26 protein-coding genes are annotated in these 25,734 nt (G+C 44.3%); 14 read left to right on the top strand and 12 right to left on the bottom strand.

Annotation, left to right across the window (positions count from 1 at the left end; translation table 11 throughout):
* The first annotated feature begins 34 nt into the window (after nucleotides 1-34).
* Nucleotides 35-805: a MipA/OmpV family protein gene (locus AACT19_RS07915; RefSeq protein WP_076645949.1), complete on the top strand. Its 771-nt coding sequence runs from the start codon at nucleotides 35-37 to the stop codon at nucleotides 803-805.
* A 105-nt stretch (nucleotides 806-910) separates the two neighbouring features.
* Here AACT19_RS07915 and AACT19_RS07910 read toward each other — a convergent pair whose 3' ends face one another.
* From AACT19_RS07910 to AACT19_RS07900, 3 genes are all read right to left on the bottom strand, one after another.
* Complete coding sequence (locus tag AACT19_RS07910) at nucleotides 911-2,497, bottom strand: AbgT family transporter (protein WP_004734363.1); 1,587 nt, start codon at nucleotides 2,495-2,497, stop codon at nucleotides 911-913.
* A gap of 387 nt (nucleotides 2,498-2,884) precedes the next feature.
* Nucleotides 2,885-3,010, bottom strand: coding sequence for a type B 50S ribosomal protein L36 (ykgO, locus tag AACT19_RS07905; RefSeq protein ID WP_010436457.1), 126 nt, complete (start codon nucleotides 3,008-3,010; stop codon nucleotides 2,885-2,887).
* Between the two features lies 1 nt (nucleotide 3,011).
* Nucleotides 3,012-3,272 (bottom strand): type B 50S ribosomal protein L31, encoded by a 261-nt coding sequence (locus AACT19_RS07900; protein ID WP_004734366.1) that lies wholly within the window; start codon nucleotides 3,270-3,272, stop codon nucleotides 3,012-3,014.
* A gap of 124 nt (nucleotides 3,273-3,396) precedes the next feature.
* On the opposite strand from AACT19_RS07900, the gene tsaA reads away from it, so the two are divergent.
* The 6 genes from tsaA to AACT19_RS07870 all read left to right on the top strand — a co-directional run bounded on the left by tsaA (nucleotide 3,397) and on the right by AACT19_RS07870 (nucleotide 7,984).
* Entirely contained in the window at nucleotides 3,397-4,092 is a 696-nt protein-coding gene (gene tsaA, locus AACT19_RS07895) for a tRNA (N6-threonylcarbamoyladenosine(37)-N6)-methyltransferase TrmO (RefSeq protein ID WP_076645948.1), read from the top strand.
* Between the two features lie 101 nt (nucleotides 4,093-4,193).
* Entirely contained in the window at nucleotides 4,194-5,909 is a 1,716-nt protein-coding gene (locus AACT19_RS07890) for a proline--tRNA ligase (RefSeq protein WP_061022359.1), read from the top strand.
* A gap of 224 nt (nucleotides 5,910-6,133) precedes the next feature.
* Entirely contained in the window at nucleotides 6,134-6,823 is a 690-nt protein-coding gene (locus AACT19_RS07885; protein WP_076645947.1) for a tellurite resistance TerB family protein, read from the top strand.
* A gap of 205 nt (nucleotides 6,824-7,028) precedes the next feature.
* Nucleotides 7,029-7,232: a YaeP family protein gene (locus tag AACT19_RS07880; RefSeq protein WP_009847436.1), complete on the top strand. Its 204-nt coding sequence runs from the start codon at nucleotides 7,029-7,031 to the stop codon at nucleotides 7,230-7,232.
* Between the two features lies 1 nt (nucleotide 7,233).
* The gene (locus tag AACT19_RS07875) at nucleotides 7,234-7,425 is read left to right on the top strand and encodes a DUF4250 domain-containing protein (protein WP_004736793.1); all 192 of its coding nucleotides are present in this window, start codon (nucleotides 7,234-7,236) and stop codon (nucleotides 7,423-7,425) included.
* 232 nt (nucleotides 7,426-7,657) lie between these two features.
* Nucleotides 7,658-7,984, top strand: coding sequence for a hypothetical protein (locus AACT19_RS07870; RefSeq protein WP_004736794.1), 327 nt, complete (start codon nucleotides 7,658-7,660; stop codon nucleotides 7,982-7,984).
* Nucleotides 7,985-8,345: 361 nt separating this feature from the next.
* On the opposite strand, the gene glyA is transcribed toward AACT19_RS07870, so the two are convergent.
* Entirely contained in the window at nucleotides 8,346-9,596 is a 1,251-nt protein-coding gene (gene glyA / locus AACT19_RS07865; RefSeq protein ID WP_017072688.1) for a serine hydroxymethyltransferase, read from the bottom strand.
* 347 nt (nucleotides 9,597-9,943) lie between these two features.
* Here glyA and AACT19_RS07860 point away from each other — a divergent pair, with 347 nt between their 5' ends.
* The 3 genes from AACT19_RS07860 to AACT19_RS07850 all read left to right on the top strand — a co-directional run bounded on the left by AACT19_RS07860 (nucleotide 9,944) and on the right by AACT19_RS07850 (nucleotide 13,202).
* On the top strand, nucleotides 9,944-10,546 hold the full coding sequence (locus AACT19_RS07860) for a YitT family protein (RefSeq protein WP_016784986.1): 603 nt from the start codon (nucleotides 9,944-9,946) through the stop codon (nucleotides 10,544-10,546).
* A gap of 82 nt (nucleotides 10,547-10,628) precedes the next feature.
* The gene (locus AACT19_RS07855) at nucleotides 10,629-12,194 is read left to right on the top strand and encodes a winged helix-turn-helix domain-containing protein (RefSeq protein WP_076645946.1); all 1,566 of its coding nucleotides are present in this window, start codon (nucleotides 10,629-10,631) and stop codon (nucleotides 12,192-12,194) included.
* 102 nt (nucleotides 12,195-12,296) lie between these two features.
* The gene (locus tag AACT19_RS07850) at nucleotides 12,297-13,202 is read left to right on the top strand and encodes a hypothetical protein (RefSeq protein WP_076645945.1); all 906 of its coding nucleotides are present in this window, start codon (nucleotides 12,297-12,299) and stop codon (nucleotides 13,200-13,202) included.
* A 144-nt stretch (nucleotides 13,203-13,346) separates the two neighbouring features.
* Here AACT19_RS07850 and treC read toward each other — a convergent pair whose 3' ends face one another.
* The 5 genes from treC to gmhB all read right to left on the bottom strand — a co-directional run bounded on the left by treC (nucleotide 13,347) and on the right by gmhB (nucleotide 18,840).
* Complete coding sequence (treC, locus tag AACT19_RS07845) at nucleotides 13,347-15,032, bottom strand: alpha,alpha-phosphotrehalase (protein ID WP_076645944.1); 1,686 nt, start codon at nucleotides 15,030-15,032, stop codon at nucleotides 13,347-13,349.
* A 140-nt stretch (nucleotides 15,033-15,172) separates the two neighbouring features.
* The gene (treB, locus tag AACT19_RS07840; protein ID WP_016791314.1) at nucleotides 15,173-16,597 is read right to left on the bottom strand and encodes a PTS trehalose transporter subunit IIBC; all 1,425 of its coding nucleotides are present in this window, start codon (nucleotides 16,595-16,597) and stop codon (nucleotides 15,173-15,175) included.
* A 203-nt stretch (nucleotides 16,598-16,800) separates the two neighbouring features.
* Nucleotides 16,801-17,745 (bottom strand): trehalose operon repressor TreR, encoded by a 945-nt coding sequence (treR, locus tag AACT19_RS07835; protein ID WP_004734376.1) that lies wholly within the window; start codon nucleotides 17,743-17,745, stop codon nucleotides 16,801-16,803.
* Between the two features lie 89 nt (nucleotides 17,746-17,834).
* Nucleotides 17,835-18,170, bottom strand: a complete 336-nt coding sequence (locus AACT19_RS07830; protein WP_076645943.1) for an MliC family protein — start codon at nucleotides 18,168-18,170, stop codon at nucleotides 17,835-17,837.
* A 118-nt stretch (nucleotides 18,171-18,288) separates the two neighbouring features.
* Nucleotides 18,289-18,840 (bottom strand): D-glycero-beta-D-manno-heptose 1,7-bisphosphate 7-phosphatase, encoded by a 552-nt coding sequence (gene gmhB / locus AACT19_RS07825; RefSeq protein WP_004734374.1) that lies wholly within the window; start codon nucleotides 18,838-18,840, stop codon nucleotides 18,289-18,291.
* Between the two features lie 240 nt (nucleotides 18,841-19,080).
* On the opposite strand from gmhB, the gene metN reads away from it, so the two are divergent.
* From metN to AACT19_RS07810, 3 genes are all read left to right on the top strand, one after another.
* A complete protein-coding gene (gene metN, locus AACT19_RS07820) occupies nucleotides 19,081-20,115 on the top strand; it encodes a methionine ABC transporter ATP-binding protein MetN (RefSeq protein WP_004734373.1) in 1,035 nt (344 codons plus the stop codon).
* The gene (locus AACT19_RS07815) at nucleotides 20,105-20,788 is read left to right on the top strand and encodes a methionine ABC transporter permease (RefSeq protein ID WP_004734372.1); all 684 of its coding nucleotides are present in this window, start codon (nucleotides 20,105-20,107) and stop codon (nucleotides 20,786-20,788) included. The genes metN and AACT19_RS07815 overlap by 11 nt, the downstream gene beginning before the upstream one ends.
* Before the next feature lie 81 nt (nucleotides 20,789-20,869).
* The gene (locus AACT19_RS07810) at nucleotides 20,870-21,679 is read left to right on the top strand and encodes a MetQ/NlpA family lipoprotein (protein WP_004734371.1); all 810 of its coding nucleotides are present in this window, start codon (nucleotides 20,870-20,872) and stop codon (nucleotides 21,677-21,679) included.
* 91 nt (nucleotides 21,680-21,770) lie between these two features.
* Here the strand turns inward: AACT19_RS07810 and AACT19_RS07805 are convergent, their stop codons facing one another.
* The 3 genes from AACT19_RS07805 to syd all read right to left on the bottom strand — a co-directional run bounded on the left by AACT19_RS07805 (nucleotide 21,771) and on the right by syd (nucleotide 24,735).
* On the bottom strand, nucleotides 21,771-22,976 hold the full coding sequence (locus tag AACT19_RS07805) for a carbohydrate porin (RefSeq protein WP_076645942.1): 1,206 nt from the start codon (nucleotides 22,974-22,976) through the stop codon (nucleotides 21,771-21,773).
* Nucleotides 22,977-23,408: 432 nt separating this feature from the next.
* Entirely contained in the window at nucleotides 23,409-24,185 is a 777-nt protein-coding gene (locus AACT19_RS07800; RefSeq protein WP_004734369.1) for a Zn-ribbon-containing protein, read from the bottom strand.
* 4 nt (nucleotides 24,186-24,189) lie between these two features.
* On the bottom strand, nucleotides 24,190-24,735 hold the full coding sequence (gene syd / locus AACT19_RS07795; RefSeq protein ID WP_076645940.1) for a SecY-interacting protein: 546 nt from the start codon (nucleotides 24,733-24,735) through the stop codon (nucleotides 24,190-24,192).
* Between the two features lie 131 nt (nucleotides 24,736-24,866).
* Between syd and queF the strand changes: the two genes are divergently transcribed.
* Complete coding sequence (gene queF, locus AACT19_RS07790) at nucleotides 24,867-25,712, top strand: NADPH-dependent 7-cyano-7-deazaguanine reductase QueF (RefSeq protein WP_017089737.1); 846 nt, start codon at nucleotides 24,867-24,869, stop codon at nucleotides 25,710-25,712.
* Nucleotides 25,713-25,734: the final 22 nt, after the last annotated feature.

Raw genomic sequence — 25,734 nt, 5'->3', positions numbered from 1 at the left:
TCTTGATATTTATTACAATAACGGAGTATTGCTTATGATTCGTCGAATCGCCCTCTCGCTATCCATTGTTTTTGGCAGCACCCAACTTTCTTTTGCCGGTGAGGACTTTGCTGATGAAGTCTTTGCCAATGAAGACGTTGCCGATAAAGAATTCGGAATCATCGGAGGCAGCATCACCTATGGTGAAAGTGTTTTCTCCACTAAGAGTGACCCTCAATTTGGCGCGACACCCAACCTATTCTATTCAGGCCCGAAAGGCTTTATCGATGGTAGCTTAGCCAATTGGCAACTGCTGCCTTACGTAGGGTTATCTGGAAATTGGCGCTTTGCTGAAGTGTCAGACACCTTCGTTGACCTACCTAACGGCATTCAAGACAGAGATGGCAATGGAGAGCTGGGGATAACCTTAGGAACGGTAGGCGCACGCCTCACCTACTTACACGATGTGACTTCAGAACATAACGGCTACGAAGTTCAGCTTCACTTAGGCAGAACGTTAGAAACCTGGACACAGCAATTCACCATTACGCCCTACCTAGAAGTCGATTATCGTGACAAGAAACTGTCCAATCACCTGTATGGGATTTCTAACACCGAATCTTCTGCCTCAGGGTTAAATCAGTTTGATGCGGGTTCGACGTTTGTTTATCAAGCAGGGTTAATCGGGCTTTATGAGTTTACGCCAACTTGGATTGGTATCGCACGCGCAGACTTGATTCATCACGACAGCGACAGCGCGTTGATACAACGAGATTTAGGCTGGTCATTTGAATTTGGGGTTACCTATCGGTTTGCGGGATTGTAAGTTTACTGACTCAAACAAAAAGAGCCTACATCAATGCAGGCTCTTTGGTATCTCGTCTTTTATTCAGTTGATAAGCGAATCGAAATGTTCGCCTATCACAGTTCACTAAGGCGTGTAGTACGTTGCAGCGCCTGGACCTACTGGTAGACCAAATACGAATACCCATAGGTAGAACAAGATGCTCCAACCGAACATGAATACCATTGAGTAAGGCAACATGGTCGCGATCAGTGTACCGATACCTAGGTTCTTCATGTAGCGAGTTGCTACGGCAAGGATAAGACCGAAGTAGCTCATCATTGGTGTAATGATGTTCGTTGTTGAATCACCGATACGGTAAGCCGCTTGAATCGTTTCCGGTGCGTAACCTACTAGCATCAACATTGGAACGAAGATTGGCGCCGTTACTGCCCACTGTGCAGAAGCTGAACCGATCATCAGGTTAATGAAACCACACATTAGGATGAATGCGAAGAACAACATTGGACCCGTTAGTCCGATATCCTGAAGGAATGTTGCGCCGCCTACAGCGACTACTTGACCAAAGTTCGTCCACTTAAAGAAAGCAACAAACTGCGCAGCAAAGAATACAAGAACAATGTACATGCCCATTGAAGACATAGACGTTGCCATTGCATTAATCACATCACGGTCATTCTTCATTGAACCAGTAACTTTGCCGTAAACAAAACCAGGAATAGCAAAGAATACAAAGATAAACGCGACGATACTTTTCAGGAATGGAGAACCTGAAATCGTACCTGCCTCTGAACGTAGAACACCGTCAGCAGGAACTACAGTCCAAGCTAAAAGAGCACTCACGATTAATACAGCAACACCCGCTAGCTTAAGGCCTTTCTTCTCAATAGCAGTAAGCTTACCCATTGAGTCATTTGAAAGATCTTCAGATGCGTCTTCATCGTTGTATTTACCTAACTTAGGTTCAACAATCTTCTCTGTTACCAATGCACCGGCAATCGAGATAAAGAAGGTCGAAACAAACATGAAGTACCAGTTTGATTCAGGACCAACAGAGTAAGAAGGATCAAGCATTTGTGCTGCTGTTTCTGTAATACCAGAAAGCAGTGGGTCAACCGTACCGATAAGTAGGTTTGCAGAATAACCACCAGATACACCAGCAAATGCTGCCGCTAGACCTGCTAATGGGTGACGACCCAATGAGTGGAAAAGCATTGCTGCAAGAGGGATAAGTACTACGTAACCCAGCTCTGAAGCCGTGTTAGAGATAATACCGGCAAATACCACGGTTACAGTAACCATGCGCTGAGATGCGCCCATTACCATGCCGCGCATTGCCGCAGATAATAGACCTGAGTGTTCAGCTATCGCAACACCTAGCATTGCAACAAGCACAGTACCAAGTGGCGCAAAGCCAACAAAGTTCGAAACTAGATTAGTTACGATGAGTTGTAAGCCTTCAGCATTAAGTAAGCTTACAACGTGGATCATGCCATCAGCAGCACGACCGCTAGCACCTTCTGGGCGAGGATCCATTACAGATACTTCGAAGTAACCAGCAATTCCTGAAGAGACTAGGATTGCGACACAGAAGATTGCGAAAAGAGTGATTGGGTGGGGTAAAAGGTTCCCCAAATATTCAACGCCATCGAGAAAGCGGGTAAAAATTGGTTTCTTTGGCGAGTTGTTTTTTATTGAAGCTGATGAACTCATCAGTTCCCTCCTTGTAGTGATTCCTGTGCAATTGTGACAAAAATGTTCAAATTGCCAGCGCAGAGTACGCGACAAAATTATCAATTAGAAATTCAAAATGTTACAAAATGTGTAACAAATGACTACTTTTAACTCTATAAGAACAATTAGTTAGCAAATAAATCTACATTAAATACAAAAACTAGATTTATAATTTACAAAAACACATTCACTACAAAAATAACTGGCGATATAACTCATTGATTCATTTAAAAATAAAATACAGCATACGCTAATTTAACACGCAATATTCTGCAAGGTTCCTCTCGAAGGAAAAGAAAAACAGACAAATGAATGAAGTTTGACTTTCCCCTCGTTTTTACACTCGTGTCACATCAATTTGACTGACTATTTTTGAACCGCTTTGAATCTCGGGTTGGATTTACAGATGACATAGTGACGGCCTCTGCGCTTTACTATTTGGCAATCTGGATGACGGCTTTTCGCACTTTTAAGTGATTTTACAACTTTCACTCTATTTCGCTCCCTTACCTAATTGACCAAAGCGACGAGTAAAGTTAGCAACACGTCCCTCTTTATGTAGCACTCGCTGTTTACCCGTATAGAAAGGGTGCGACTTTGCAGACACTTCAATCGTGAAATAAGGGTAAGTATTGCCATCTTCCCATTCGATAGTACGTTCTGTTTTCAACGTTGAGCCAATCAAGAAGTACTCATCAACACTGGTGTCGTGGAACACCACTGTGCGGTAGTCAGGGTGGATATTCGGTTTCATTGTATTTCCCTAAATATTTAAATTGATACGTTATAACATATCAAATGATAATTATTATCAAAAGAAAAACAAGCGATTTTATGATATTTTTCCGCCATAGATCGTAATTAGAGAACGTCCACTCATGTACTCCATTGAACCTATTGGCTTTATAGAGTCTCCCTATAAAGAGAAGTTCGCGGTACCCAGACAGCCTAGATTGGTGCCAACATCCACCTCAAGAGTCAGGTTGGTTGACGCAGCAAACTGCCTTGAGTCTGTTCGAGATATTGAGCAATTTAGCCATGTGTGGTTGTTGTTTTTGTTCGATAAGAACCTTGAAGCAGGCTGGAAACCAACCGTGAGGCCACCTCGCCTTGGCGGCAATGAACGTATTGGTGTATTCGCGTCTCGTGCCACATTCAGACCCAATGGAATTGGCATGTCTGCGGTTGAACTCAAAGGTGTATCTCAAGAAAAGGGACAAACTTGGTTGGACTTAGGCAGTGTTGATCTCGTTGACGGCACACCTATCATCGACATCAAACCTTATATCCCCTACTCGGATTCGATTCCCGATGCACTAGGAGGTTTTGCCGCCGATGAACCTGAAGTGTTAGATGTGAACTTCTCGCAGCAAGCGCAAAGTAAGCTCGCAAGCCATCCTCAAGCGCGCCATATCATTCAAGTGATCAAAGAAGTGCTAGGCCAAGATCCTCGCCCTGCCTATAAGAAAGGTAAGCCTGACAACAAGGAATATGCGGTAAATTTGTTCGATCTTAACGTGAAATTCGTGGTTGAAACGCTTTTCATCAATGTAACTGACATTGAACGCTTTTGAGATCCCAAATAGGCTGATATTATATGCGGCTATATCAGATTTGCTGTCGTCACTCACTGCAGCAAATTTTCTTTTATCAATGATGAAACGGATACCATAGAATGCGTACCAGTAACTACCTTCTTTCTACTCTGAAAGAGACTCCAAACGACGCAGAAGTTATCAGCCACCAGCTGATGCTACGTGCAGGTATGATCCGTAAGCTAGCTTCAGGTTTATATACTTGGCTACCTACTGGTCTACGTGTACTGCGTAAAGTCGAAAATATCGTTCGCCAAGAGATCGATAATGCAGGTGCCGTTGAAATCTTGATGCCCGTAGTTCAACCGTTTGAGCTTTGGGAAGAGACTGGCCGTTCTGAAAAGATGGGCCCAGAGCTACTTCGTTTCACAGACCGTCACTCTCGTCCGTTTGTTCTTAGCCCAACAGCTGAAGAAGTAGTGACGAGCCTAGTACGTAACGAGATCAGCTCTTACAAACAGCTACCTCTAAACCTGTACCAAATCCAGACTAAATTCCGTGATGAACGCCGCCCTCGTTTTGGCGTAATGCGTGCACGTGAATTCTCTATGATGGATGCGTACAGCTTTGATATCGACAAAGAAGGCTTAGAAAAGTCTTACCAAGCGATGCACGATGCTTACTGTAAAGCATTCGACCGCATGGGCCTTGAATACCGTCCAGTATTAGCAGACTCTGGCGCAATCGGCGGCAGCGGCTCTCAAGAGTTCCACGTTCTTGCTGAAAGCGGCGAAGACCTAATCGCATTCTCTTCTGAATCTGATTACGCAGCGAACATCGAGAAAGCAGAAGCACTAGCTCCTACTGAAGAAGTTGCAGCGCCTACTCAAGAGATGGAACTGGTTGATACGCCAAACGCAAAAACAATCGCAGAGCTTGTAGAGCAGCACGATCTAGCAATCGAGAAGACCGTTAAGACTCTATTCGTTAAAGCTTCTGATGAAGTAGATGCAGACATCATCGCACTGATCATCCGTGGTGATCACGAACTGAACGAAGTGAAAGCTGAAAATCTTCCACAAGTAGCTTCTCCGCTAGAGATGGCTTCTGAAGAAGAAATCCGTGCACTTGTTGGTGCAGGCCCTGGTTCACTAGGTCCTGTTGGCCTAGAGCTACCATTCATCGTTGACCGCTCTGTAGCAGTAATGAGTGACTTCGGCGCTGGCGCAAACGTAGATGGTAAGCACTACTTCGGCATCAACTGGGGTCGTGACGTTGAGCTTGCTCAAGTTGAAGACCTACGTAACGTTATTGAAGGCGACCTAAGCCCATGTGGTCAAGGTACTATCCAACTTAAGCGTGGTATCGAAGTTGGTCACATCTTCCAACTAGGTAATACTTACTCTAAAGCAATGAACTGTAACGTGCTTGGTCCTGATGGTAAGAGCGTAATCCTAGAAATGGGTTGTTACGGTATCGGTGTTTCACGTGTTGTTGCATCGGCTATCGAGCAAAACCACGATAAATTCGGTATCACTTGGCCAGACGCACTAGCACCGTTCCAAGTTGCTATCGTACCAATGAACATGCACAAATCTGAGCGCGTTAAAGAAGCCGCTGAGAAGCTATACGCTGAATTAACCGCTATGGGTATCGAAGTACTATTCGATGACCGTAAAGAGCGCCCAGGTGTTATGTTTAAAGATATCGAGCTTGTGGGTATTCCTCACACTATCGTTATCGGCGATCGCAGCATGGACGAAGGTAACTTCGAATACAAAAACCGTCGTACTGGTGATAAAGAAGTTATCGCAATAGACACGGTTATCGAGCACCTTAAAGCTCAACTAGCTTAGTAATTAAGTAACTGAATAAGTCTGTATTGACTAAATAATTGGTTACTCGCTAGATAAACATTGAAAGGCTGCCGTTAGGTGGCCTTTTTTGTGCCTGTCATTTCTCTTCAAACTCCCTTCTATTTATCAGTAGAGTAAATAACGTAAGTTAATCCCCTGTTCATCTTTAAATCCGTATATTGGTGTCATCAACTTTTTGGACATGCTCACCATTGGAGGTATCGATGGATATCAAAAGCTTACTGAACCAAGCACTTAAATCAGATCTCGTTAAACAAGGCACTCAGAAACTTTCACAAGGGTCTTCAAGTTTAAGTGGCCTAACTCAAGGCAGCAATGGCAAGAGTATCAACAAAAGCACGCTCGGAGCCTTCGGTGCAGGCGCAGTTGGCGGCGGACTCTTAGGTGCATTAATGGGCTCGAAGAAAACCAAGAAAATGGGTAAGAAAGCCGCTGGTATTGGTGGCGCAGCGGCACTGGGTGCACTCGCTTACAAGGTCTATAACGATTACCAGTCTAAACAAGGCCAAACACCGAATGCCGAACAAGCTCAATTTGATGAGAGCGACTCAAACCATAGTGTGCTGATTCTAAGATCTATGATTGCTGCGTCCAAAGCCGATGGTCATGTCGATGAGGAGGAGATGGCAAAGATCGAGCAAGCGGTCGAAAATATGGGCGCGGACTATCAACTGACTAAATTGGTCTCTGAAGAGCTGCACAAACCACTCGACCCAAGTGAGATTGCTCAGCTCGCAACTTCACCTCAACAAGCAAGTGAGATCTACTTAGCCTCTTTGATTGTGGCTGACGAGCAGAACTTTATGGAGAAGGCCTACCTCAAAGAGTTAGCTAAGCAACTCAACCTTGCAGATGAAGTTACTTATCAACTTCAACAGCAGATATCTGGTTAAGCGGTCAATATTAGGCTAATCAATAAATATCATGCTAAGCCGCAAATACACGCTAAGTAGCAGACTAGCAAAGTGATACGTTGAGCATTAACAGAATGAGATATTGAGCAAGAACAAACTAACTCTGAACTTAATCAGATCCACTTTGTTTTTGCTTATCTCTATGTGTATATTGAGATCAGTTATCATTTGGTTAGGTATAAAAATGAAAGTATACGATTGTTGTGATTTGGTGCGTGAACTGTATTCTCAAATTGGCAGTGGCGACCAAGGCTATATCCCTAAAGCGATCACTTGCGCTGTAAAAACATTGAATGACCTTGCTGCGGATGAATCCCTTCCTAAAGAAGCAAGAGATCGCGCTGCATTTGCCGCAGCTAACCTATTGATCTCAGATTTCGAGGACTAATATGAACCTCGCTAATTTTGAAAAGATGGACTCTGTGATGTTGATGAGCATCGTCAACATGAAGTTACGTGACGACTTCGGTGGTGACTTGGATCGAGTGGTCAACTTCTACGAAATCGACAAAGCAGCATTGATCGCTAAACTTGCGTCTGCTGGTTTTGAGTTCCTTCCAGAAGCCAAACAGTTTCGATAGTCATTTAAAACAAACTTGATTTTGAAAGGCCAACCTCAGTGTTGGTCTTTTTTATTGGTGATACGTATTGGATAAACATGTAGTTAACCAGTTATAAATTATCTGTCTACATCTATACTTTTATATCTTAGAGTCAACGAACGCTCCTTGAACCGAAGCGTATTGTTGTATAGGCTACCTCAAATAGCATATAAAACTCATCACCCAATTTGATGATAGCGAAGGATTAACAATGAAAAGACTCGGACTTTTGGCAGTTTTCGCTGCAACACTGACTGCAGGTTGCGCTTCAAATACACAGCAAGACAACTTTCGTGAAGCCTCTTTTGAGCTGTGTAATACCGAAGTCGATATCTACTCAGTAAGCCATGATGAGCGAATTCGTATCGTCTGTTCTGATGGTTCTAAATTCGCTTTGAACAGCGAAGATACACTAGAAGTAATGCGTGATATCAACATCGACTACTGCGATGGCGAAGGCTTAGGCAAATTCAACGAGAGCCGCAGCTACTACTCGTTTAGATGCAAATCAGGTACTTTACTGAGCATCAAAAAGTAAAACCGATACCAACAAACAGCAAAGGGTTGATGTGCAAACATCAGCCCTTTTTAGTACCCGCTCCTTATTACTCAGACAGCTAATCTTCAAACGTAAAAAAGGCTCCTATCGAGGAGCCTTTCAAATCGTATTTTTCAAAATAGTCGTTTGAAATTCTAGGAGAGCACGCGGAGCTTACGAATGTAAGTGAGCATGCTCGACAATGACTTTATTACTTACGAATACAAAAAAGGCCCCTATACAGGAGCCTTTCAAATCGTATTTTTCAATCAAATAGCTTTAGTTCAAGGAAAAGGCGCGGAGTTTACGAATGTAAATGAGCACCTTTGACACAGAAATTAAGCTATTTGAGCCAGAAAAATTATGCGTAAACCGGTAGACGCTTACAGATTTCTAGTACTTTTGCTTTAGTTGCTTCGATAACAGACTCATCACCCATGTTATCTAGGATGTCACACATCCAACCTGCTAGTTCTTTCGCGTCTGCTTCTGAGAAACCACGACGAGTGATAGAAGGAGAACCGATACGGATACCTGAAGTAACGAACGGGCTACGTGGATCGTTTGGTACTGAGTTCTTGTTCACTGTGATGTTAGCTGAACCTAGTGCTGCATCTGCTTCTTTACCTGTGATGTCTTTGTCGATTAGGTCAACTAGGAACAGGTGATTCTCTGTAGAACCTGAAACGATGTTGTAACCGCGTGCTAGGAATTCAGCCACCATTGCTTTTGCGTTAGCAACAACGCGAGCTTGGTATTCTTTGAACTCTGGCTCTAGAGCTTCTTTGAACGCTACTGCTTTACCAGCGATAACGTGCATTAGAGGACCGCCTTGGCCGCCAGGGAATACTGCTGAGTTTAGCTTTTTGTAAAGATCTTCACCTTCGTTAGAAAGAATAAGACCACCACGAGGACCAGCAAGCGTTTTGTGCGTTGTAGTTGTTACAACGTGAGCGTGTGGAACTGGGTTCGGGTAAACGCCTGCAGCGATTAGACCGGCAACGTGAGCCATATCTACGAAGAAGTAAGCACCTACTTTGTCAGCGATTTCACGCATGCGCTTCCAATCACAAACTTGAGAGTAAGCTGAGAAACCACCGATGATCATCTTAGGTTTGTGCTCGATAGCTAGCGCTTCCATCTCTTCGTAATCGATTTGACCTGCTTCATCGATACCGTAAGGGATGATGTTGTAAAGCTTACCAGAGAAGTTTACTGGAGAGCCGTGAGTTAGGTGACCACCGTGCGCTAGGCTCATACCTAGAACAGTATCGCCAGCATTCAGTAGTGCCATGTATACAGCGTTGTTTGCTTGAGAACCTGAGTGAGGTTGTACGTTCGCGTATTGAGCGCCAAACAGTTCACATGCACGTTCGATTGCTAGAGTTTCAACTTTATCTACGAACTCACAACCACCGTAGTAACGCTTACCAGGGTAGCCTTCAGCGTATTTGTTTGTAAGTTGAGAACCTTGAGCTTCCATTACACGTGGGCTTGTGTAGTTTTCTGAAGCGATAAGTTCGATGTGCTCTTCCTGACGAAGAGTTTCTTCTTGGATAGCTGCGAATAGGTCCGCATCGTAATCAGCAATGTTCATGTCACGCTTAAGCATCTGTATCTCCTGACTCAGATTGTACTGAAAGTTTCAAAAAAACCACACAACGACCGAAAGCAAACGTTTCCGTCACCGTTTTGATGTGACGCATTCTACATAATTTGATCTAGGTCATAAAGAGCTAATTGCAATTTTATCATGCAGTTTTTTCATAATCACATATAAGATTCATCATGGTTATTAAGCTTATCCAACCAAAGATGACGCTTACTGTCAATTTTACGCTTTACACCCTGTAAAACGCAGATTACATAGGTTTACCTTAATTTTGCCCCTCAAGCTACCGAAAGCTAAGGTTTTTCTCTACTATGCACGCCTTTATTGGTTAGGTAATTATTAAAACGATGGAAAAACACTCACGTAAAGAAGATTGGGTAGCTATTCTCACTGGCACGTTTTTAGTGGCGTTAGGCGTCTTCTTTTTACAGTCAGCGAACCTGCTTACCGGTGGTACTACTGGCTTGGCTCTGCTTTTGAGTCAATTCTTACCTGTAACCTTCGGTATTTTGTACTTTGTGGCCAACTGTCCATTCTATTTATTAGCGTGGAAACGATTTGGCCGTAGCTTTGCCATTAGCAGTGCAATTGCTGGTGCGTTAGTTTCTGTGTTTGCCGATCATTTATACCTCGTTATCTCACTAGAAGTTCATAACGAGATCTACTGTGCTGTTGCCGGTGGCTTGTTAATGGGCTTAGGTATGTTAATCCTATTCCGTCACCGCTCAAGCTTGGGTGGCTTCAACGTATTATGCTTGTTCATCCAAGACCGCTATGGCATCTCTGTAGGTAAAACTCAGATGGGCATTGATGCCTGTATTCTGTTTGCGTCTTGCTTCTTCGTATCGCCTTGGGTAATTGCCGTTTCGGTATTGGGCACCGCAGTATTGAACATCGTATTAGCAATGAACCACAAGCCTACTCGTTACTCGGTAAATTACGCGTCTTAATACCCATCCCCCTATGAATTACTAGCTGTTTTTAGTAACAAAAACAGCTAGAATTTAGGTTTTATAAACCGTCGCCTTTTCTATGCAAGATTACCTCTCCAGCGCCAAAGACCAACAAGCCTCTATTTATATTGAAGGCTTGGAGTTCAACCCCAACACACGAGTCTTAAGCTGCGACGAGCAGATCATTGATTTAGAGCCTCGTTCTATCGAGCTCTTAGAGTTATTTCTTACCAGCGTTGGTCAACCGCTCGCCGCCGAGCACATCATTGAATCAGTATGGCAAAGCAACTTCATTTCCAAAAATGTTCTGACCAACCGAATCAGTACCTTACGTTCAGTACTTCAAAAACACCTGCCTGATAGCGACGCAACCAAAATACTAGTGACTTACCCACGTAAAGGCTATTTTCTAAACCCAAACTCGGTTAGTTTTGCTGCGACCTCCCCTGAAACTGCACCGAATGATGCAGAACTGGAATCTCCAGTCAGTCAAGAAGGGAATAGATCTAATCCAGTTAACCCTTGGTTAGTCGTGGTGTCTTTGGCTTTGCTGATCAGCACTGCGGTAATGGGTTACATGCTTTGGCAATCTCCCACTCGCGCTTCAGAAATTGAACGTGACCAACGATTGATTCCTAAGGTTGAGCTTCTCCTGAACCGATTGGATGCCATTGGTGAGAATTCCAGAAAATACCGAAAAGTCGTAAAAGCACTATTACTTCAACAACAGATTGAATACGCCTACACCGATCTTGCTAACCAAGATGCGCCAAGCTACTTCCTTGACCCTATTGATAGCTCTCCCTTCTTTCCGGGCGCAAAGAACATGCGTACCAGTGATTACCTGCTTAACATTCAGCTCAAAGATCAAGAAGTGGACAAACGCCTTATCGCAAAGATAAGCCTGATTTACCCAAACTCAGGAAAGCTCGCATTTGGTGGTGTTTACTCTATTGATGTCAATAATATCAGCAGCAGCCTTATGGAGATCAACCGAGAGCTAGCTAACTATTTTGCACTGCCAGCACCATTACCGCCAGAATGGTCAGTCGACAATGCCGAAGTCAGCGAATTGCTAAGTGGAAAAGCCATAGCGTTGGATGGCATTAAGCTCAACACCATGACGTCGACTCTGATTGCGCGTCAACTTGCGCTATTTGAAACAGATCAGAAGAAGCTCGTCGCGTTCACTAACCTTGTTCAAACTCGTTTTAACCGACTACCAGACGAACTGAAGCTGTGGCTTGGTATCATTCATTTCAAACTAAGAGACCTGCAAACCGCAAAAGAGCTTCTGACCAATACCTCAGGCAACTCTACGATCGAAAATGCGTTGGTTTATATGATGGTATCTCATATCGCTTATAAGCAAGACAACATGGAGAAGTTTCGCCTGAACTACATGGAGTCTCTAGTTGCCTTATTGAGAGTGGTTCCATCCGAAGATCTATTCGCCCGGCTATCCAAACCAGAATCAAAATCGACCTGCCTGCAACCTTGGAAGAGCTTGAAGCTAAGCGTTAAAGACCCACTTATCATAAAACAGTGGGAAAGCTTAATGCTGAATTACTGCACAGCTGTTGGGCAACAGATCTCAAATCAAAACAAAAAACCATTTAAAATAAATAACTTAAACATAAATTAAGATCTTATGTGACTTCGTTTTTTGCCCTATTTACTCTTCAAACAATAACATTCCTAAAAACATCGGGCCCACCAAGGGCTTCCAACTTTAGGAATGTTCAACATGAAAAAAACAATGACGCTGCTAGCGACCTCTCTCTTTGCTCTCTATGGTTGTGGCGGCGGCGGCTCTTCTTCTGGTTCTACAGATGGTAATAAAGGTCCAAGCAGTCAGGTTGATTACCCGATTGCGAGCTCTGCATTTTCCCCTAAACCAGAAACAACATTGGGCTACTCGTTTACCAAAGATGGTCAGACTGAAGGCGTGATGACAATGAACTTCACTCCTTTAAGCGGTGAGCTCATTATTGCAGGGTTACAAGAAGAGGCCGGCAATGAAGCGGTCGTTCAAGTTATCAATGACCTGATCAATTACGGCATCACCGAATTTTATGTTTCTGAAGACATCATGACGAATGCTGAAGGTACACAAGAAGACGGCAGCATTTATTTTGCAGGTCCGGACCGTGGGTTACACGAAATCACCAACGCTTACTTCATTGGTAGCCAATACATCACAAGAATGATGTACAGCAGCCCAATGTTCCGTTTGAAAGGAACAGACGTAAAAGAGAGCAACCCGATCATTGATATCAGTGAAGAAACCGTTTCGTTACAAGTCACGTTAGATGGCGAAGCAGTCGCTAACATGCTAAATGACTTTGAAGATCACTCGTGGGTAGCAAGCCTTCCAACTGACGCCTCGTGCCGAGTCACATGGCAACAACAGATTGAAGAAACAGGTGTACGTAAGAGTTTCAAGATCTCTGATAAATCGATCGAAGCTGCGAACCTAACAGAGAAAAACACCTACAACATCAACTGTGAAGGCATGGATTCCGCAGAATTTGGCACATCATCAGAGCGCTGGTTCAACCCAAGCATCGGCTTAATTGAACAGATTGAATTGATATCTGTAGAGCAATCTACTATTGAAGAATCAGCAGCGATACTGACCTCAATTAGCTAGCCTTGACTTAGATTCACTAAACCTAAGCTTAACCGTGTGCTAACCGCAAACAATAAAAAAGGCTTTGGGGAGCACTCCAAAGCCTTTTAGCAGCCGAATCCTTTAAGGGGAATGAGAATCAAGCCGATTGAAATAAAAACAAGGCTAACCTTCGAACAATAGAATACGAGTCTCGTAAGGTCGCAAAACTTGATGATGAGACGCCACTAAACTCTCGCTCACTTGATAATTAGACAACAAGCTCTTAGCCTTCGCCATCTCAAAACGTTCAGGTAAAACGCATTCAGCCTCTTCACCATAGTAGTTGTTAATGCACAGCAGAGTTTGTCCTTCACTTTCACGTGCATACGCAAAAATGGATGAGTGCTCAGGCAGTAGATCTTGATAACTGCCATCCGTAATCACTGGTACTTGTTTACGTAACTCAATCAAACTCTTATAGAAATAGAAGACCGAGTCTTTATCTTCAAGCGCTTGCTCAGCATTGATCTCAGTGTAGTTATTCGCAACATCTAACCATGGCTGTGATAGCGAAAAGCCAGCGTAAGGCTCACTGTTCCATTGCATTGGTGTACGAGAGTTATCACGAGATTTCTGCGCTAAAATCGCCATCATATCTTCATGAGCCACACCATCACGGTTAACCATGATGTCGTACATATTGGTACTCTCTACATCACGATACTGGCTGATCTCGGTGTAACCCGGGTTGGTCATCCCAATCTCTTCACCTTGATAGATATAAGGTGTGCCTTGCATCATGTGCACAGAAGCAGCCAACATTTTAGCCGACTCAACACGATATTGTTGATTGTTACCTAAGCGGCTCACGACTCTTGGTTGGTCGTGGTTACACCAGAATAGTGCGCCCCAACCTTTGCCGTTCAATCCCGTTTGCCAGTGGTTAAAGATCGACTTGAGCTGTAAGAAGTCAAACGGAGCATTAGTCCACTTCTCACCATTGGTGTAATCGACCTTAAGGTGGTGGAAGTTAAACACCATCGATAGCTCGCTGTTATCAACGTTTGAATATTGCTGACAATGCTCCAACGTGGTTGAAGACATCTCGCCTACAGTCACGCTACCGTACTTCTGGAATACCGCTTCGCTGATCTCTTTTAGGTATTCATGTACGCGCGGGCCATCGGTATAGAAACGACGACCATCGCCAATATCATCATTAGGGAAGTCTTGCTGCTTCGAAATCAGGTTAATGACATCAAGGCGGAAACCATCGACGCCCTTTTCAGCCCAGAAGCTGATAACGTCTTTCACTTCTTCACGTACAACCGGGTTCTCCCAATTGAGGTCGGCCTGTTCTTTCGCAAATAGATGTAAGAAATACTGACCAGTGGCTTCATCCATTTCCCATGCATTACCACCGAACTTAGACTGCCAGTTGGTTGGTGCTTGACCGTTTACTGGGTCTTTCCAGATGTAATAATCACGGTATGGGCTGTTTTTGTCACCCAGTGCAGACTGAAACCATGCATGCTCTGTCGAAGTATGGTTTACCACGATATCCATCACGATACGGATGCCACGTTGATGCGCTTCAGACAGTAACAAGTCGAAGTCTTCCATGGTGCCGAATTGAGGGTTAATCGCGTAGTAGTCTGAAATATCGTAGCCATTATCGATCATAGGAGATGCGTAAACAGGGGTTAGCCAAATCGCATCCACGCTCAAGTTTTTGAGGTAATCCAGTTTCGAAATGATCCCTTTGATATCGCCAGTACCTTTACTGCCACTGTCACAAAAGCTCTTTGGGTAGATTTGATAGATGGTTGCGGTTTTCCACCAGCTTTCATCATGTTCAGTCATCGCCATCTCTAACACTCACTTACCAGAAAATATAAAATAAAAATCACCATGTGAATCATGGTCGAATAGCCGTTATAACTAAAAGAAAAAGCTATAAATAAGAGAAAAAGCGATGACTTACCTGAAGTCATCGCTTGTTAAATGCATTACGCGTTGGCGGTTTCTAGCTCGCCTTTCATCTGTGCTCGTTTATAGAAGAACAATGTCAACGTTATCGGCAGTACAACCGCCACCAGCATCGCGACTAAGTAAATCGACCAATATTGCGGTTGAATCGATAAGATACCCGGCAAGCCGCCAACACCGATACCATTCGCCATCACCCCTGCGCTGCCACAAATCGCGGCGGCCGCAGCACTGCCTATCATTGCGCTCAACATGGGGAATTTATATTTAAGGTTGATGCCGTACATCGCTGGTTCCGTCACACCTAGGTACGCTGAGATTGCTGCTGGTACCGAGATGTCTCGTTCGCCTTCGCGCTTACTCAAAATGATGATGCCGACAACCGCTGAAGCTTGTGCAATGTTTGATAGCGCAATCAAAGGCCAGATTGGTGTGCCACCTAAGTCTTGCATCAGTTGTAGATCCACAGCGTTGGTTGTGTGGTGAATACCTGTAATAACCAAAGGTGCGTATAGGAAGCCAAAGACCACTGAACCAAGAATGGCGAAGTCGCCGGTCATTGCCACTTTAGCCGCGAATGCCACACCATCACCTAACATACGACCGAATGGGCCAATGAAAGCGTGCGCTAGAATCACAGACAAGATGATCGAGACAAATGGCACGACAACCAGGTACAGATAAGAAGGAACAATCCGCTTAAGGTTGGTCTCAATGAAAGCCAGAGCCACACCCGCTAACATTGCAGGGATCACCTGAGCTTGATAGCCGACTTTCTCAATCACGAACAAACCAAAGTCCCACACCTCAGGCACCGATTTACCTATCATGTAAGCGTTCATCAACTGTGGAGAAACCAAGGTCACACCGAGTGTGATACCCAGAATTGGCGTTCCGCCGAGTTTCTTAACCGTCGCCCAACACACACCAACCGGTAGGAAGAAGAAAATAGCTTCGCCAATCAACCATAAGAAAGAATGAACGGTTGCCCAAAACTGGCTGATCTCAACCAAGGTTTTGCCGTCGAACATGCGAATGTCGCCAATCACATTACGGAAACCAAGAATCAAACCACCAGTAATAATGGCAGGCAGCAGTGGTACAAAAATTTCGGCTAAATGGGAGATACCACGCTCAAGGAAATTCATGTTTTGACGAGCAGCCAACTTCGCCTCATCTTTTGATGATGCATCTTTACCGGTTTGCTCAATCAGAAGTGCGTACACCTCATCAACCTCGGTGCCAATAACCACTTGGAATTGACCTGCGTTAGTAAAGCAACCTTTTACCAGCTTAAGCTTCTCTAATTCTGCTTTGTTCGCTTGTTCCGTATCGTTCAATACAAAACGCAGTCGAGTCAGACAATGGCTGACACTCGCAATATTCTCTTTGCCACCGACTAACTCGATAAGACGCGCAACGTCTTGCTTCGCTATCTTACTCATACTACCCCACCCTGGTTTCATTCAATTACTCTTCTAAACCATGCAGCTATAACCACTCGATTTAGATTAATGGGAACATTCCCAATTACGGGTATTATAATGCCCTCATGAATGATAAATTAAAATGGGAACAGTCCCATTAATTGAAAGAGATCACACTCTAATTTTAATCTAAGCGGTTCAATTTCGCTTGATTGAGTGGATTATAGAATAGGAGATTGAGTGTGATGAGAGATCTCTGCATTGCCTAAAAGCTGAGAGATCAATAGATTAGCGGCTAATTTCCCCGCAGATTGATATCCAGGATCAATGCTAAATACTCGAGGGAACAAGAAAGAGAGAAGATCATTGCCACCAACGCCAGTCACCACCACATCTTCACGTTGTAACTCTTGCAGACGTTTGATTACGCCAAGAGCCAGTGTATCACTCGCACAGACAATCGCTTGAGTCGCAGGAGCAAGCACCTCATCCACCAACTGATAAGCGCTTTCATGATGAAGTTGACCAGTACGATAGTTCGCAATTGAACCTGTATTTTCACACCACTCGAGATAAGCCTTAAGACGCAGTTCACCGGTTGATTTATCACTAGGATCAACGCCAATGAAGCCAACCTCAGAGATCCCCTGATCTGCTAAATGCGTTAACGCACTATTGATCACCTGTTGGTTATCATAGTTAATCGACGTCACGTTCTCGGTATCCAGAGCAATCACCACCGCTTTGTGTTCCCAAGCTTCAATCGCAGGAATATCACAGTCAGTAAAACCGAATACAATGATGCCGTCTACATTGCGACGCTTGAGAACCTGCAGATGCTCATTGGCTTTTTCTCTATCAAGCTGACTTTCCATGATCACCACATCGTAATCCGCTCGATACAATTCGGCCAGCATCGTACTTACCGCTTTGTTTTCAGAAGGAGAGTCCAGACGAGAAATGATTACGCCGATGACTTTTTGACTGCCACCGCGCATAGACTGTGCAGACTTTGAAGGCGAGTACCCAGATTCTTGAATTACTCTTTCCACCCTTTCACGGGTTTCAGGTTTCACTTTTGGATCATTGGTCAGAACGCGAGATACGGTTGACTTACCAACACCGGACAGCTTAGCAATATCGAGAATAGTGAGTTTTTTGCTCATAAAAAGTCTAACGTTAAAGGGAAGAGAGGAAAAAGCGAGGGCATACCCCCTCACTTAACTGTTTGTAAATCCTAGAAGTTAACTATGACTTACTTTCGGCAATTTTTATAGACGACACGACCAAGTTCTAGACGTGCGTTGTCACCTTTAGTGCGTAAAGTGACGCTATTGATCAGTTCAGAGGTTCCATCATCTAAGATGTACTTCGTTCCTGAACCTGCCGCTATTTGAGTTAGGCGATATTCATTATCTGGCAAACGTAATACCGCTTTTTCATGACCAAGGTAAGCGACCTTAAATGAAGCGTCAGACTCACATTGATAAGTCACGAATTGATCGTCCGAGACTGCACCATCAGGCGCCGCGGATTTAGAACACCCAACTAACGCTATCGTACATAGAGATGCTGCCAACAATGCTTTCATACTGCGTTCCTCATCTTTATATAGTTAACGGCGCTGATATCTTATTTATGGGTTAGCACCCCAGTTGACTGGTTAGAACCCACGAAATAAGTAAGCCTGTTAACGATAGGAAAATGTATCAGCCTTTCAGGAAAGCGGGTACATCTTTAATGCTATCTAGCACGACACTGGCAAGTGCCTCACCCTTTTCTGTCACGGGTTTACCGGTTCTCACCAATACTCTGGTACCAACACCAGCGGCTTCTGCGGCCATCATGTCTTCAGCTTTATCGCCAATCATGACAGAGTTAGCCATATCAATTTTAAGAAAATCACGCGCCGAAATGAACATACCAGGTTTAGGCTTGCGACATTCACAATCTTGCTTGTAGTCGCCAATGCCGTGTTCAGGGTGATGAGGACAGTAATAGATACCATCTAACTCAACGCCATTATCGACAAAGTTCCAATCCATCCACTGCGTCAAAGAAAGAAAACGATCTTCGCTAAACTTGCCACGTGCTATACCAGATTGGTTGGTCACAAGTACCAATAAATAGCCCATATCTTTAAACGCTTTTGCCGCTTCAAACACACCATCGATGTATTCAAAGTCATGCTCATCATGTACGTAGCCATGATCAACGTTAATCACACCATCACGATCTAAAAAAACAGCCGGTTTAGACAAAATTCAGTTCTCTATCAACTCTCTATTAATCATTAATTATTACACGCTTTATTTGCTTCATCACTATCTATTTAGTTTTGCGTTCGTTAACGATTTGTTTCTACCTTAGCAACACAATCGACGTTTAGCCGTCTAGACGTAAAAATATCTATTGACTTAGATCATAGAACACCATAGCATCGTCTGTAAATCGAGCGAGCTATCGACATATTATTCTGTTCCACCTGCACGGGTTTCTCTATGATTAAAGTGAATCAAGTCAACAAGGTTTTTTATCAAGGCACTAAAGAAATCAATGCCTTAATCGATATCAACCTTCACATACCTCAAGGTCAAATCTTTGGAGTTATCGGCTCTTCAGGTGCAGGCAAAAGTACCCTGATCCGTTGTGTAAATATGTTGGAAGCCCCGACCTCAGGTGAAGTTATTGTTGACGGTATTGACCTGACAAAACTCAGCAAATCAGAACTCAGCGAAGCTCGCCGTAACATCGGCATGATCTTCCAACACTTCAATCTGCTGTCTTCTCGTACTGTATTTAACAACGTAGCACTGCCTTTAGAGCTTGCTGGTAGAGATAAAGCTGCGATTGAAGCGAAAGTGAGTGAACTACTTGAGCTTGTTGGTCTATCGGATAAGCGTGATACCTACCCTGCGAACTTAAGTGGTGGTCAAAAGCAGCGCGTCGCGATTGCTCGTGCGCTAGCGTCAGACCCAAAAGTACTGCTATGTGATGAAGCGACCAGTGCGCTGGATCCAGCAACAACTCAATCTATTCTTGAGCTGCTACGCGAAATTAACCGTAAGTTGAGTATCACTATCCTACTGATTACTCATGAAATGGATGTGGTTAAAAGCATCTGTCACGAAGTCGCGATCATTGGTGATGGTGAGCTAGTAGAGAAAGGCACTGTGGGTGAAATATTCGCACACCCTAAAACAGAGCTGGCACATCAGTTCATTCGTTCAACGCTCGATCTAACGATTCCTGAAGATTACCAAGCACGTTTGCAAGATACTCGCGTAAACAGCAGCTATCCACTGGTACGCCTTGAGTTTACAGGTGCAACGGTCGATGCTCCGTTGATGACGCAAATCGCACGCAAATTCAACATCGACGTTAGCATCTTAAGCTCTGACCTTGATTACGCCGGCGGCGTGAAGTTCGGCATGATGGTTGCTGAATTGTTCGGTAATGAAGCAGATGATAATGCTGCTATCCAATTCCTACGCGACAACAATGTAAAAGTAGAGGTGCTTGGCTATGTCCTTTAGTTTCAACGAGATTGCTGACTGGATCAGCCTTAACGGTAACCTTCTATTAGGCGCAACAGGTGAAACTCTTTACATGGTTGCTGTTGCAGGCATCGTTGGTTTCGCTGTCGGAATCCCATTAGGCGTGATTCTACACACGACTAAAAAAGGTGGTCTGTTAGAGAACACCAAACTAAACAAAATTCTTGGTGCGGTTGTCAACGTAGGCCGTTCAGTGCCCTTCTTAGTACTGATGGTTGCAATCATCCCACTGACTAAGATGTTGATTGGTACCTTCATCGGTACAACCGCAGCGATTGTTCCACTAACGATTGGCGCTATCCCATTCGTGGCTCGACTTATCGAAAGTGCGCTACTTGAAGTACCAACAGGTCTAGTAGAAGCAGCTCAATCAATGGGCGCAACACCAACACAAATCATCAATAAGGTTCTGCTTCCTGAAGCACTTCCGACTATCATCAACTCAGTAACGATTACGTTAGTGACTCTGGTGAGCTACTCAGCAATGGCCGGAACTGTAGGCGGCGGTGGCCTAGGTGATGTCGCGATTCGTTACGGATTCCACCGCTACGATGTGACCATCATGGCTGTGACAGTAGTAATGTTGATTGTGCTGGTACAAATTATTCAATCAATCGGTGATTCATTGGTTCGCCGCGTTGACCACAGATAAAGACTCAGCGTTAAAACGCAAACTATCTAAGACAAGAGTCGTCTGAACCAAATTCAATAGATTTATTAAAAGGAGATTATTATGAAATTTAGCCTTAAAGGTTTACTGACTATCGCAGCGGCAGCTTCAGCGCTAGTACTAGCAGGTTGTGGCGAGAAAGAAGTGGATACTTCTAAAATCAAAGTTGGCGTAATGGCAGGTGCTGAAGCACAAGTTGCAGAAGTAGCGGCTAAAGTAGCAAAAGAGCAGTACGGCCTAGATGTTGAGTTAGTGACGTTCACAGATTACGTAACACCAAACGCAGCTCTAGATGACGGTTCTATCGATATCAATGCATTCCAACACGCACCGTACCTAGATCAGCAAGTGGCTGACCGTGGTTACAAGCTAACAATCGCTGGTAACACGTTTGTTTACCCAATTGCAGGTTACTCTAAAGAAGTGAAATCTGTAGATGAAATCCAAGACGGCGCTCGTATTGCAGTACCAAACGACCCTACAAACCTAGGTCGCTCTCTACTTCTTCTTGAGCAACAAGGTCTACTTGAACTTCGTGAAGGCGCTGGTCTTCTAGCAACCGTTCGTGACATTGTGGGTAACCCTAAGAACCTAACGATTGTTGAACTAGACGCAGCTCAACTGCCACGTTCTCTTGATGATGTTGCACTGTCTATCATCAACACAACTTACGCGAGCTCTATCAACCTGACTCCGCAAAAAGACGGCATCTTCGTTGAAGACAAAGACTCTCCATATGTAAACCTAATCGTTTCTCGTGAAGAAAATCTAAACGCTGAAAATGTACAGAACTTCGTAAAAGCTTACCAAACTGAAGAAGTGTACAACGCAGCTTCTGATATCTTCCAAGGTGGCGTAGTTAAAGGTTGGTAATCAACTAAACGACAGCACTGTATAGATACCCGAAGGGGCTGACATAACGTCAGCCCCTTTTTATTGGTTAGAATTTACAAGAAAGTTCGACTTACCACCAAGCTTCCACTTGCATACCAACACTCATTTCACTGTTTTTACCTTCACCGAAAGCATTGTCGTTTTCAGCATCGTTTAGGTAAGTCGCAAAGATACGGAATTCAGGACGAGACCAGAAACCCACTTGTGGAACCCAGGCCTGAGCAATTGTGAATTTACCACCCGCCCCATCTTTGTTATCGATAGTTTCAACAAAGCCACCAATTTCAAGAATGGTACGCATACGCTTGTCCCACTTGTAAAGCGGGCGAATTACCGCACTGAAAGAATCATCATCACTGTTATTGGCGCCAACACCGGTTGATGCAGCATAACGAACAGTGTGGCCAAACTCGATGTTCTCGCCAATCGCAAGCACGCCCCAGTTAATCAATCGGAAGCCCTCGGCGTCATTATTGTTTGCATCACGTACGATGCCCTTACCGGTACCAAAGGTTGTCATCTGCTCGGCATAACCAGAGTTAGCAACCTGTAGAATCGTTTTATTGAAGCCACCTGTAAGATTTTGATTCAAGCTTGCCGTTAGCATTACGCTGTCATCCGCATCGACCGTTTGACCTTGTTTTTCATTGGCGAAGTTCATATCAATACCGACCTCAAGATCCGCATTGTTCCACAGTGGAATCCCGGCATAGCGCACGTCTGCAATCATGGCTGTGGTTTCTTTGCCATCAAATACATCACCCGTAACGGTGTCTTGAATCAAAGCTACCGATAATTTACCTGGGCCCATATTGATGTGTTCAACACCAGCACCAATACCACTGACATCCCAGTAGTAGTTGTCAACGATGTGCACATCATGACGCTGGTAGTAACGTTCACCCGCCCAAATTCCAATGTCCTTATCTTCAAAAAGCCCCACAGCCTGAACATTCAATTGCACCACATCAACGCTTTTATCTGCCGCGTTTTCATCTTGGCCTTGCCAGTACGACAACATGGAATCAACTAAAAATGAAACGTCGTCCTCTGCATACACCTCTTTCTTAAAACCAAACTCACCATACAGGTCATTTTCGTTGCCGAGTCGGCCAACTTTACTCACCTCCCACTTGCTGTTTGAGCCGCCTTCATTACTCAGGCCAACGCCTCCGCGCATGTAACCATTGAACTCCAATGGCGTGGTTTCATCAGCGTATAAATTAGGGGCAAGTAAAGCAGTAGAGAGTGCAGCAGCAATAGGTAACAGTTTCATCGTCCATTCCTTTCAGATCTAGAATCAGGTTGTTTTTATAAATGGGAACACTCCCATGGGATCGATCCCATTTATATTGAGAAGAATATAAATTGAAAGAGAACTGATTGATTATTGTGATCAGGCTAACTATTGAGGTAACTAAAAGTTGATGGGTGTTGGATTATTTCTATGAATACGTTGGAGCTACAGAAAGAGGGGAATATCACGTTCTGTACCTACTTGGGGGGAACAGTAGCGAACAATTGGATTGGGGGGAACAGTAGCGAACAATTGGAGAGTAATAAAGATTGGGAAAAGATAGCTTGTGAGTCGCGAAATCGAGTAGGAAAACAAGATGATAAACGATTGATATAAAGGGGAAATCGATATCGGAGCACTTAAGCAATACTCCGATATCTAAAATACGACGTTTAAATAACCACAGAAGGGTTACTTCAGGTGATCCCAAGAGATGTTTGACACCAATCGACAGTCATCACACTTGAAATAGAAAATATCGTGAATAGGCGCATCAAGCAGCCATTCGCCACCACATTGTGGGCATTTACGCTCTTTTTCAGCTTTTAAGCTAATGCCGCCCACACGGTATAAGTAGTAATACGTTGGGATCTTAGTGAGGTACTCAATGCGCCCTCTCAAGCCCCAGCCGCGTTTGAACAATACGCTTTTGGTATCGCTAATCTCGGTCAGCGTTGCATGTTCAGCACGGCAACCCCCGCCCATTTGTACTTCATCACAGGCTTGCCATTCAGTCTGCCATTTCAACACGGCTTTATGGTCACCATTGAATGTAGGAGGATTGCGATACAAAGGGATTGGTAGCAAGCTATCGCCACTACGCAACGGCGAACAGGTATGCACGAATGTCGTGTATAACACCTGCCAGCTTGGCGTTTCATCTTCTGCCACTTCTTCTGAGTTCAGATCTCGACCAAGCAGACGCATCTTAGGCGCTAATAAACTCGCCGCTGATAAGCGTTCAAAACAGACCTTTACGAAATCTGAATGATTACGTGGGTGTAAGCTGTCTTGTTCGGGGCACACAACGCGAACATAGAATTCGCCGTCGCCCATCACGATTGGAAACTCACGGCCTAGCACTTGTCCGTTGTAACGAAGTGCATCCATCAAGCCATTAACTGCTTTATCGACAGCGCTGACCGTTGTGTTATCAAAACACTCAAATTGAAGCTCTAGTACGTACATCTATTTATACCGCTGGTTGTAGCTTTTCTAAAAATTCTGCCAATGTCTCGGCTAGTACATCACGATTTTTGGTGCCTAAGCGCTCTAGGATCACGTTACCCGTCAGATTACAGATAGAGATAACATCAAGCTCTGCATCGGTCGCGGCAATGAAAACCGTTGGTTTTAGCTTTAAACGACGCTGAGTGACTAGGTGACCTAAAATGTTTTCTTGCAGGCATTCGAAGTCTTCATCACTCCAAATCTGTAACAGAGTCAATTCGTTACCATCGAAGGTCGCGTTCATATCTGCGCTGAATTGTGCACCGTAGAAAGTCTTAATGTCTCCATGCAGAGTCAACTCAATACCGGTTTCAACGTTGGTGAAATCCGCGAATTGCTCACGTGGATAGTGCTTCCACAACACGGCGTCGCCACTCTTTTCTTCTACGCATGGCGATACGATGTCCACCAACTCCTCATTACGAGGTAAGCTTTGGTGTTGCTGCTGCCACGCGTCAACGTATCGCTGACTAAAAGAAAGTAGTGCGTCTTGAGCACGTTGAGTCATGAAAATCTCCTAAACACAAAATAATGAATAGAATCCGAGCCCTTTCAGCACCTATTAAGCGATGACTTAATGACAGGGTAAGGGGGATTCAGTAAAATCGACCCCATTCTAATCGAATTTGAAACGAAAGTATGAGCAAATATTCTGACGCAAAAGAGCTAGCGGGTTTAACCCTTGGCCAAAAAACTGAGTACTCTAACCAATACGATGCAAGTTTATTGCAACCAGTGCCTCGTAGCCTTAATCGCGATGATCTTGCGCTAAACGGCGAGCTGCCTTTTGTTGGTCATGATATTTGGACGATGTACGAGCTTTCGTGGCTAAACATCAACGGCCTACCACAAGTAGCGGTGGGTGAAGTTTTCATCCCAGCCACCAGCCAAAATTTAATTGAATCAAAATCTTTCAAACTGTACCTAAACAGCTATAACCAGACTCAATTTGAAAACTGGGCTCAAGTCACTGAGCGCCTGACCCAAGATTTGTCTGCATGTGCAGGCGAACCTGTGATTGTGAATGTAAACTCAGTAACCGACTACACTAACCAACCTATCGTGACGATGGAAGGTGACTGTATCGACAACCAAGATATCCAAATCACCAGCTATGATTTTGAAGCGTCACTGCTTGAAGGTGCTGCTGGCGAACAAGAAGTAGAAGAAACTCTGCATAGCCACTTATTGAAGTCGAACTGCTTGATCACCAACCAACCGGATTGGGGCAGCGTTGAGATCGCATATTCAGGCAAGCAAATTGACCGTGAAGCTCTGCTACGCTATTTAGTTTCTTTCCGTGAGCACAATGAATTCCACGAACAATGTGTTGAGCGCATCTTCACTGATATCATGAAATACTGTGCGCCATCGAAGCTAACCGTGTTTGCACGTTACACGCGTCGTGGTGGTCTGGATATCAATCCATACCGTTCAACAGAGCAAGATAGACCAAGCCACAATAAGCGTATGGCTCGCCAATAGTCGGCGTGAACCGCCCACACTT

It is taken from the genome of Vibrio sp. 10N.222.47.A9 (genome assembly GCF_963872585.1).
Taxonomy (GTDB): domain Bacteria; phylum Pseudomonadota; class Gammaproteobacteria; order Enterobacterales; family Vibrionaceae; genus Vibrio; species Vibrio splendidus.
This window is presented reverse-complemented; position numbering and strand designations above follow the sequence as displayed.

What these genes read in the sequence shown, in the direction of transcription:
- AACT19_RS07915 (WP_076645949.1), top strand. Translation starts at nt 35, where the DNA reads ATGATTCGTCGAATCGCCCTCTCGCTATCCATTGTTTTTGGCAGCACC.
- AACT19_RS07910 (WP_004734363.1), bottom strand. Translation starts at nt 2,497, where the DNA reads ATGAGTTCATCAGCTTCAATAAAAAACAACTCGCCAAAGAAACCAATT.
- AACT19_RS07900 (WP_004734366.1), bottom strand. Translation starts at nt 3,272, where the DNA reads ATGAAACCGAATATCCACCCTGACTACCGCACAGTGGTGTTCCACGAC.
- tsaA (WP_076645948.1), top strand. Translation starts at nt 3,397, where the DNA reads ATGTACTCCATTGAACCTATTGGCTTTATAGAGTCTCCCTATAAAGAG.
- AACT19_RS07890 (WP_061022359.1), top strand. Translation starts at nt 4,194, where the DNA reads ATGCGTACCAGTAACTACCTTCTTTCTACTCTGAAAGAGACTCCAAAC.
- AACT19_RS07885 (WP_076645947.1), top strand. Translation starts at nt 6,134, where the DNA reads ATGGATATCAAAAGCTTACTGAACCAAGCACTTAAATCAGATCTCGTT.
- AACT19_RS07880 (WP_009847436.1), top strand. Translation starts at nt 7,029, where the DNA reads ATGAAAGTATACGATTGTTGTGATTTGGTGCGTGAACTGTATTCTCAA.
- AACT19_RS07875 (WP_004736793.1), top strand. Translation starts at nt 7,234, where the DNA reads ATGAACCTCGCTAATTTTGAAAAGATGGACTCTGTGATGTTGATGAGC.
- AACT19_RS07870 (WP_004736794.1), top strand. Translation starts at nt 7,658, where the DNA reads ATGAAAAGACTCGGACTTTTGGCAGTTTTCGCTGCAACACTGACTGCA.
- glyA (WP_017072688.1), bottom strand. Translation starts at nt 9,596, where the DNA reads ATGCTTAAGCGTGACATGAACATTGCTGATTACGATGCGGACCTATTC.
- AACT19_RS07860 (WP_016784986.1), top strand. Translation starts at nt 9,944, where the DNA reads ATGGAAAAACACTCACGTAAAGAAGATTGGGTAGCTATTCTCACTGGC.
- AACT19_RS07855 (WP_076645946.1), top strand. Translation starts at nt 10,629, where the DNA reads ATGCAAGATTACCTCTCCAGCGCCAAAGACCAACAAGCCTCTATTTAT.
- AACT19_RS07850 (WP_076645945.1), top strand. Translation starts at nt 12,297, where the DNA reads ATGAAAAAAACAATGACGCTGCTAGCGACCTCTCTCTTTGCTCTCTAT.
- treC (WP_076645944.1), bottom strand. Translation starts at nt 15,032, where the DNA reads ATGGCGATGACTGAACATGATGAAAGCTGGTGGAAAACCGCAACCATC.
- treB (WP_016791314.1), bottom strand. Translation starts at nt 16,597, where the DNA reads ATGAGTAAGATAGCGAAGCAAGACGTTGCGCGTCTTATCGAGTTAGTC.
- treR (WP_004734376.1), bottom strand. Translation starts at nt 17,745, where the DNA reads ATGAGCAAAAAACTCACTATTCTCGATATTGCTAAGCTGTCCGGTGTT.
- AACT19_RS07830 (WP_076645943.1), bottom strand. Translation starts at nt 18,170, where the DNA reads ATGAAAGCATTGTTGGCAGCATCTCTATGTACGATAGCGTTAGTTGGG.
- metN (WP_004734373.1), top strand. Translation starts at nt 19,081, where the DNA reads ATGATTAAAGTGAATCAAGTCAACAAGGTTTTTTATCAAGGCACTAAA.
- AACT19_RS07815 (WP_004734372.1), top strand. Translation starts at nt 20,105, where the DNA reads ATGTCCTTTAGTTTCAACGAGATTGCTGACTGGATCAGCCTTAACGGT.
- AACT19_RS07810 (WP_004734371.1), top strand. Translation starts at nt 20,870, where the DNA reads ATGAAATTTAGCCTTAAAGGTTTACTGACTATCGCAGCGGCAGCTTCA.
- AACT19_RS07805 (WP_076645942.1), bottom strand. Translation starts at nt 22,976, where the DNA reads ATGAAACTGTTACCTATTGCTGCTGCACTCTCTACTGCTTTACTTGCC.
- AACT19_RS07800 (WP_004734369.1), bottom strand. Translation starts at nt 24,185, where the DNA reads ATGTACGTACTAGAGCTTCAATTTGAGTGTTTTGATAACACAACGGTC.
- syd (WP_076645940.1), bottom strand. Translation starts at nt 24,735, where the DNA reads ATGACTCAACGTGCTCAAGACGCACTACTTTCTTTTAGTCAGCGATAC.
- queF (WP_017089737.1), top strand. Translation starts at nt 24,867, where the DNA reads ATGAGCAAATATTCTGACGCAAAAGAGCTAGCGGGTTTAACCCTTGGC.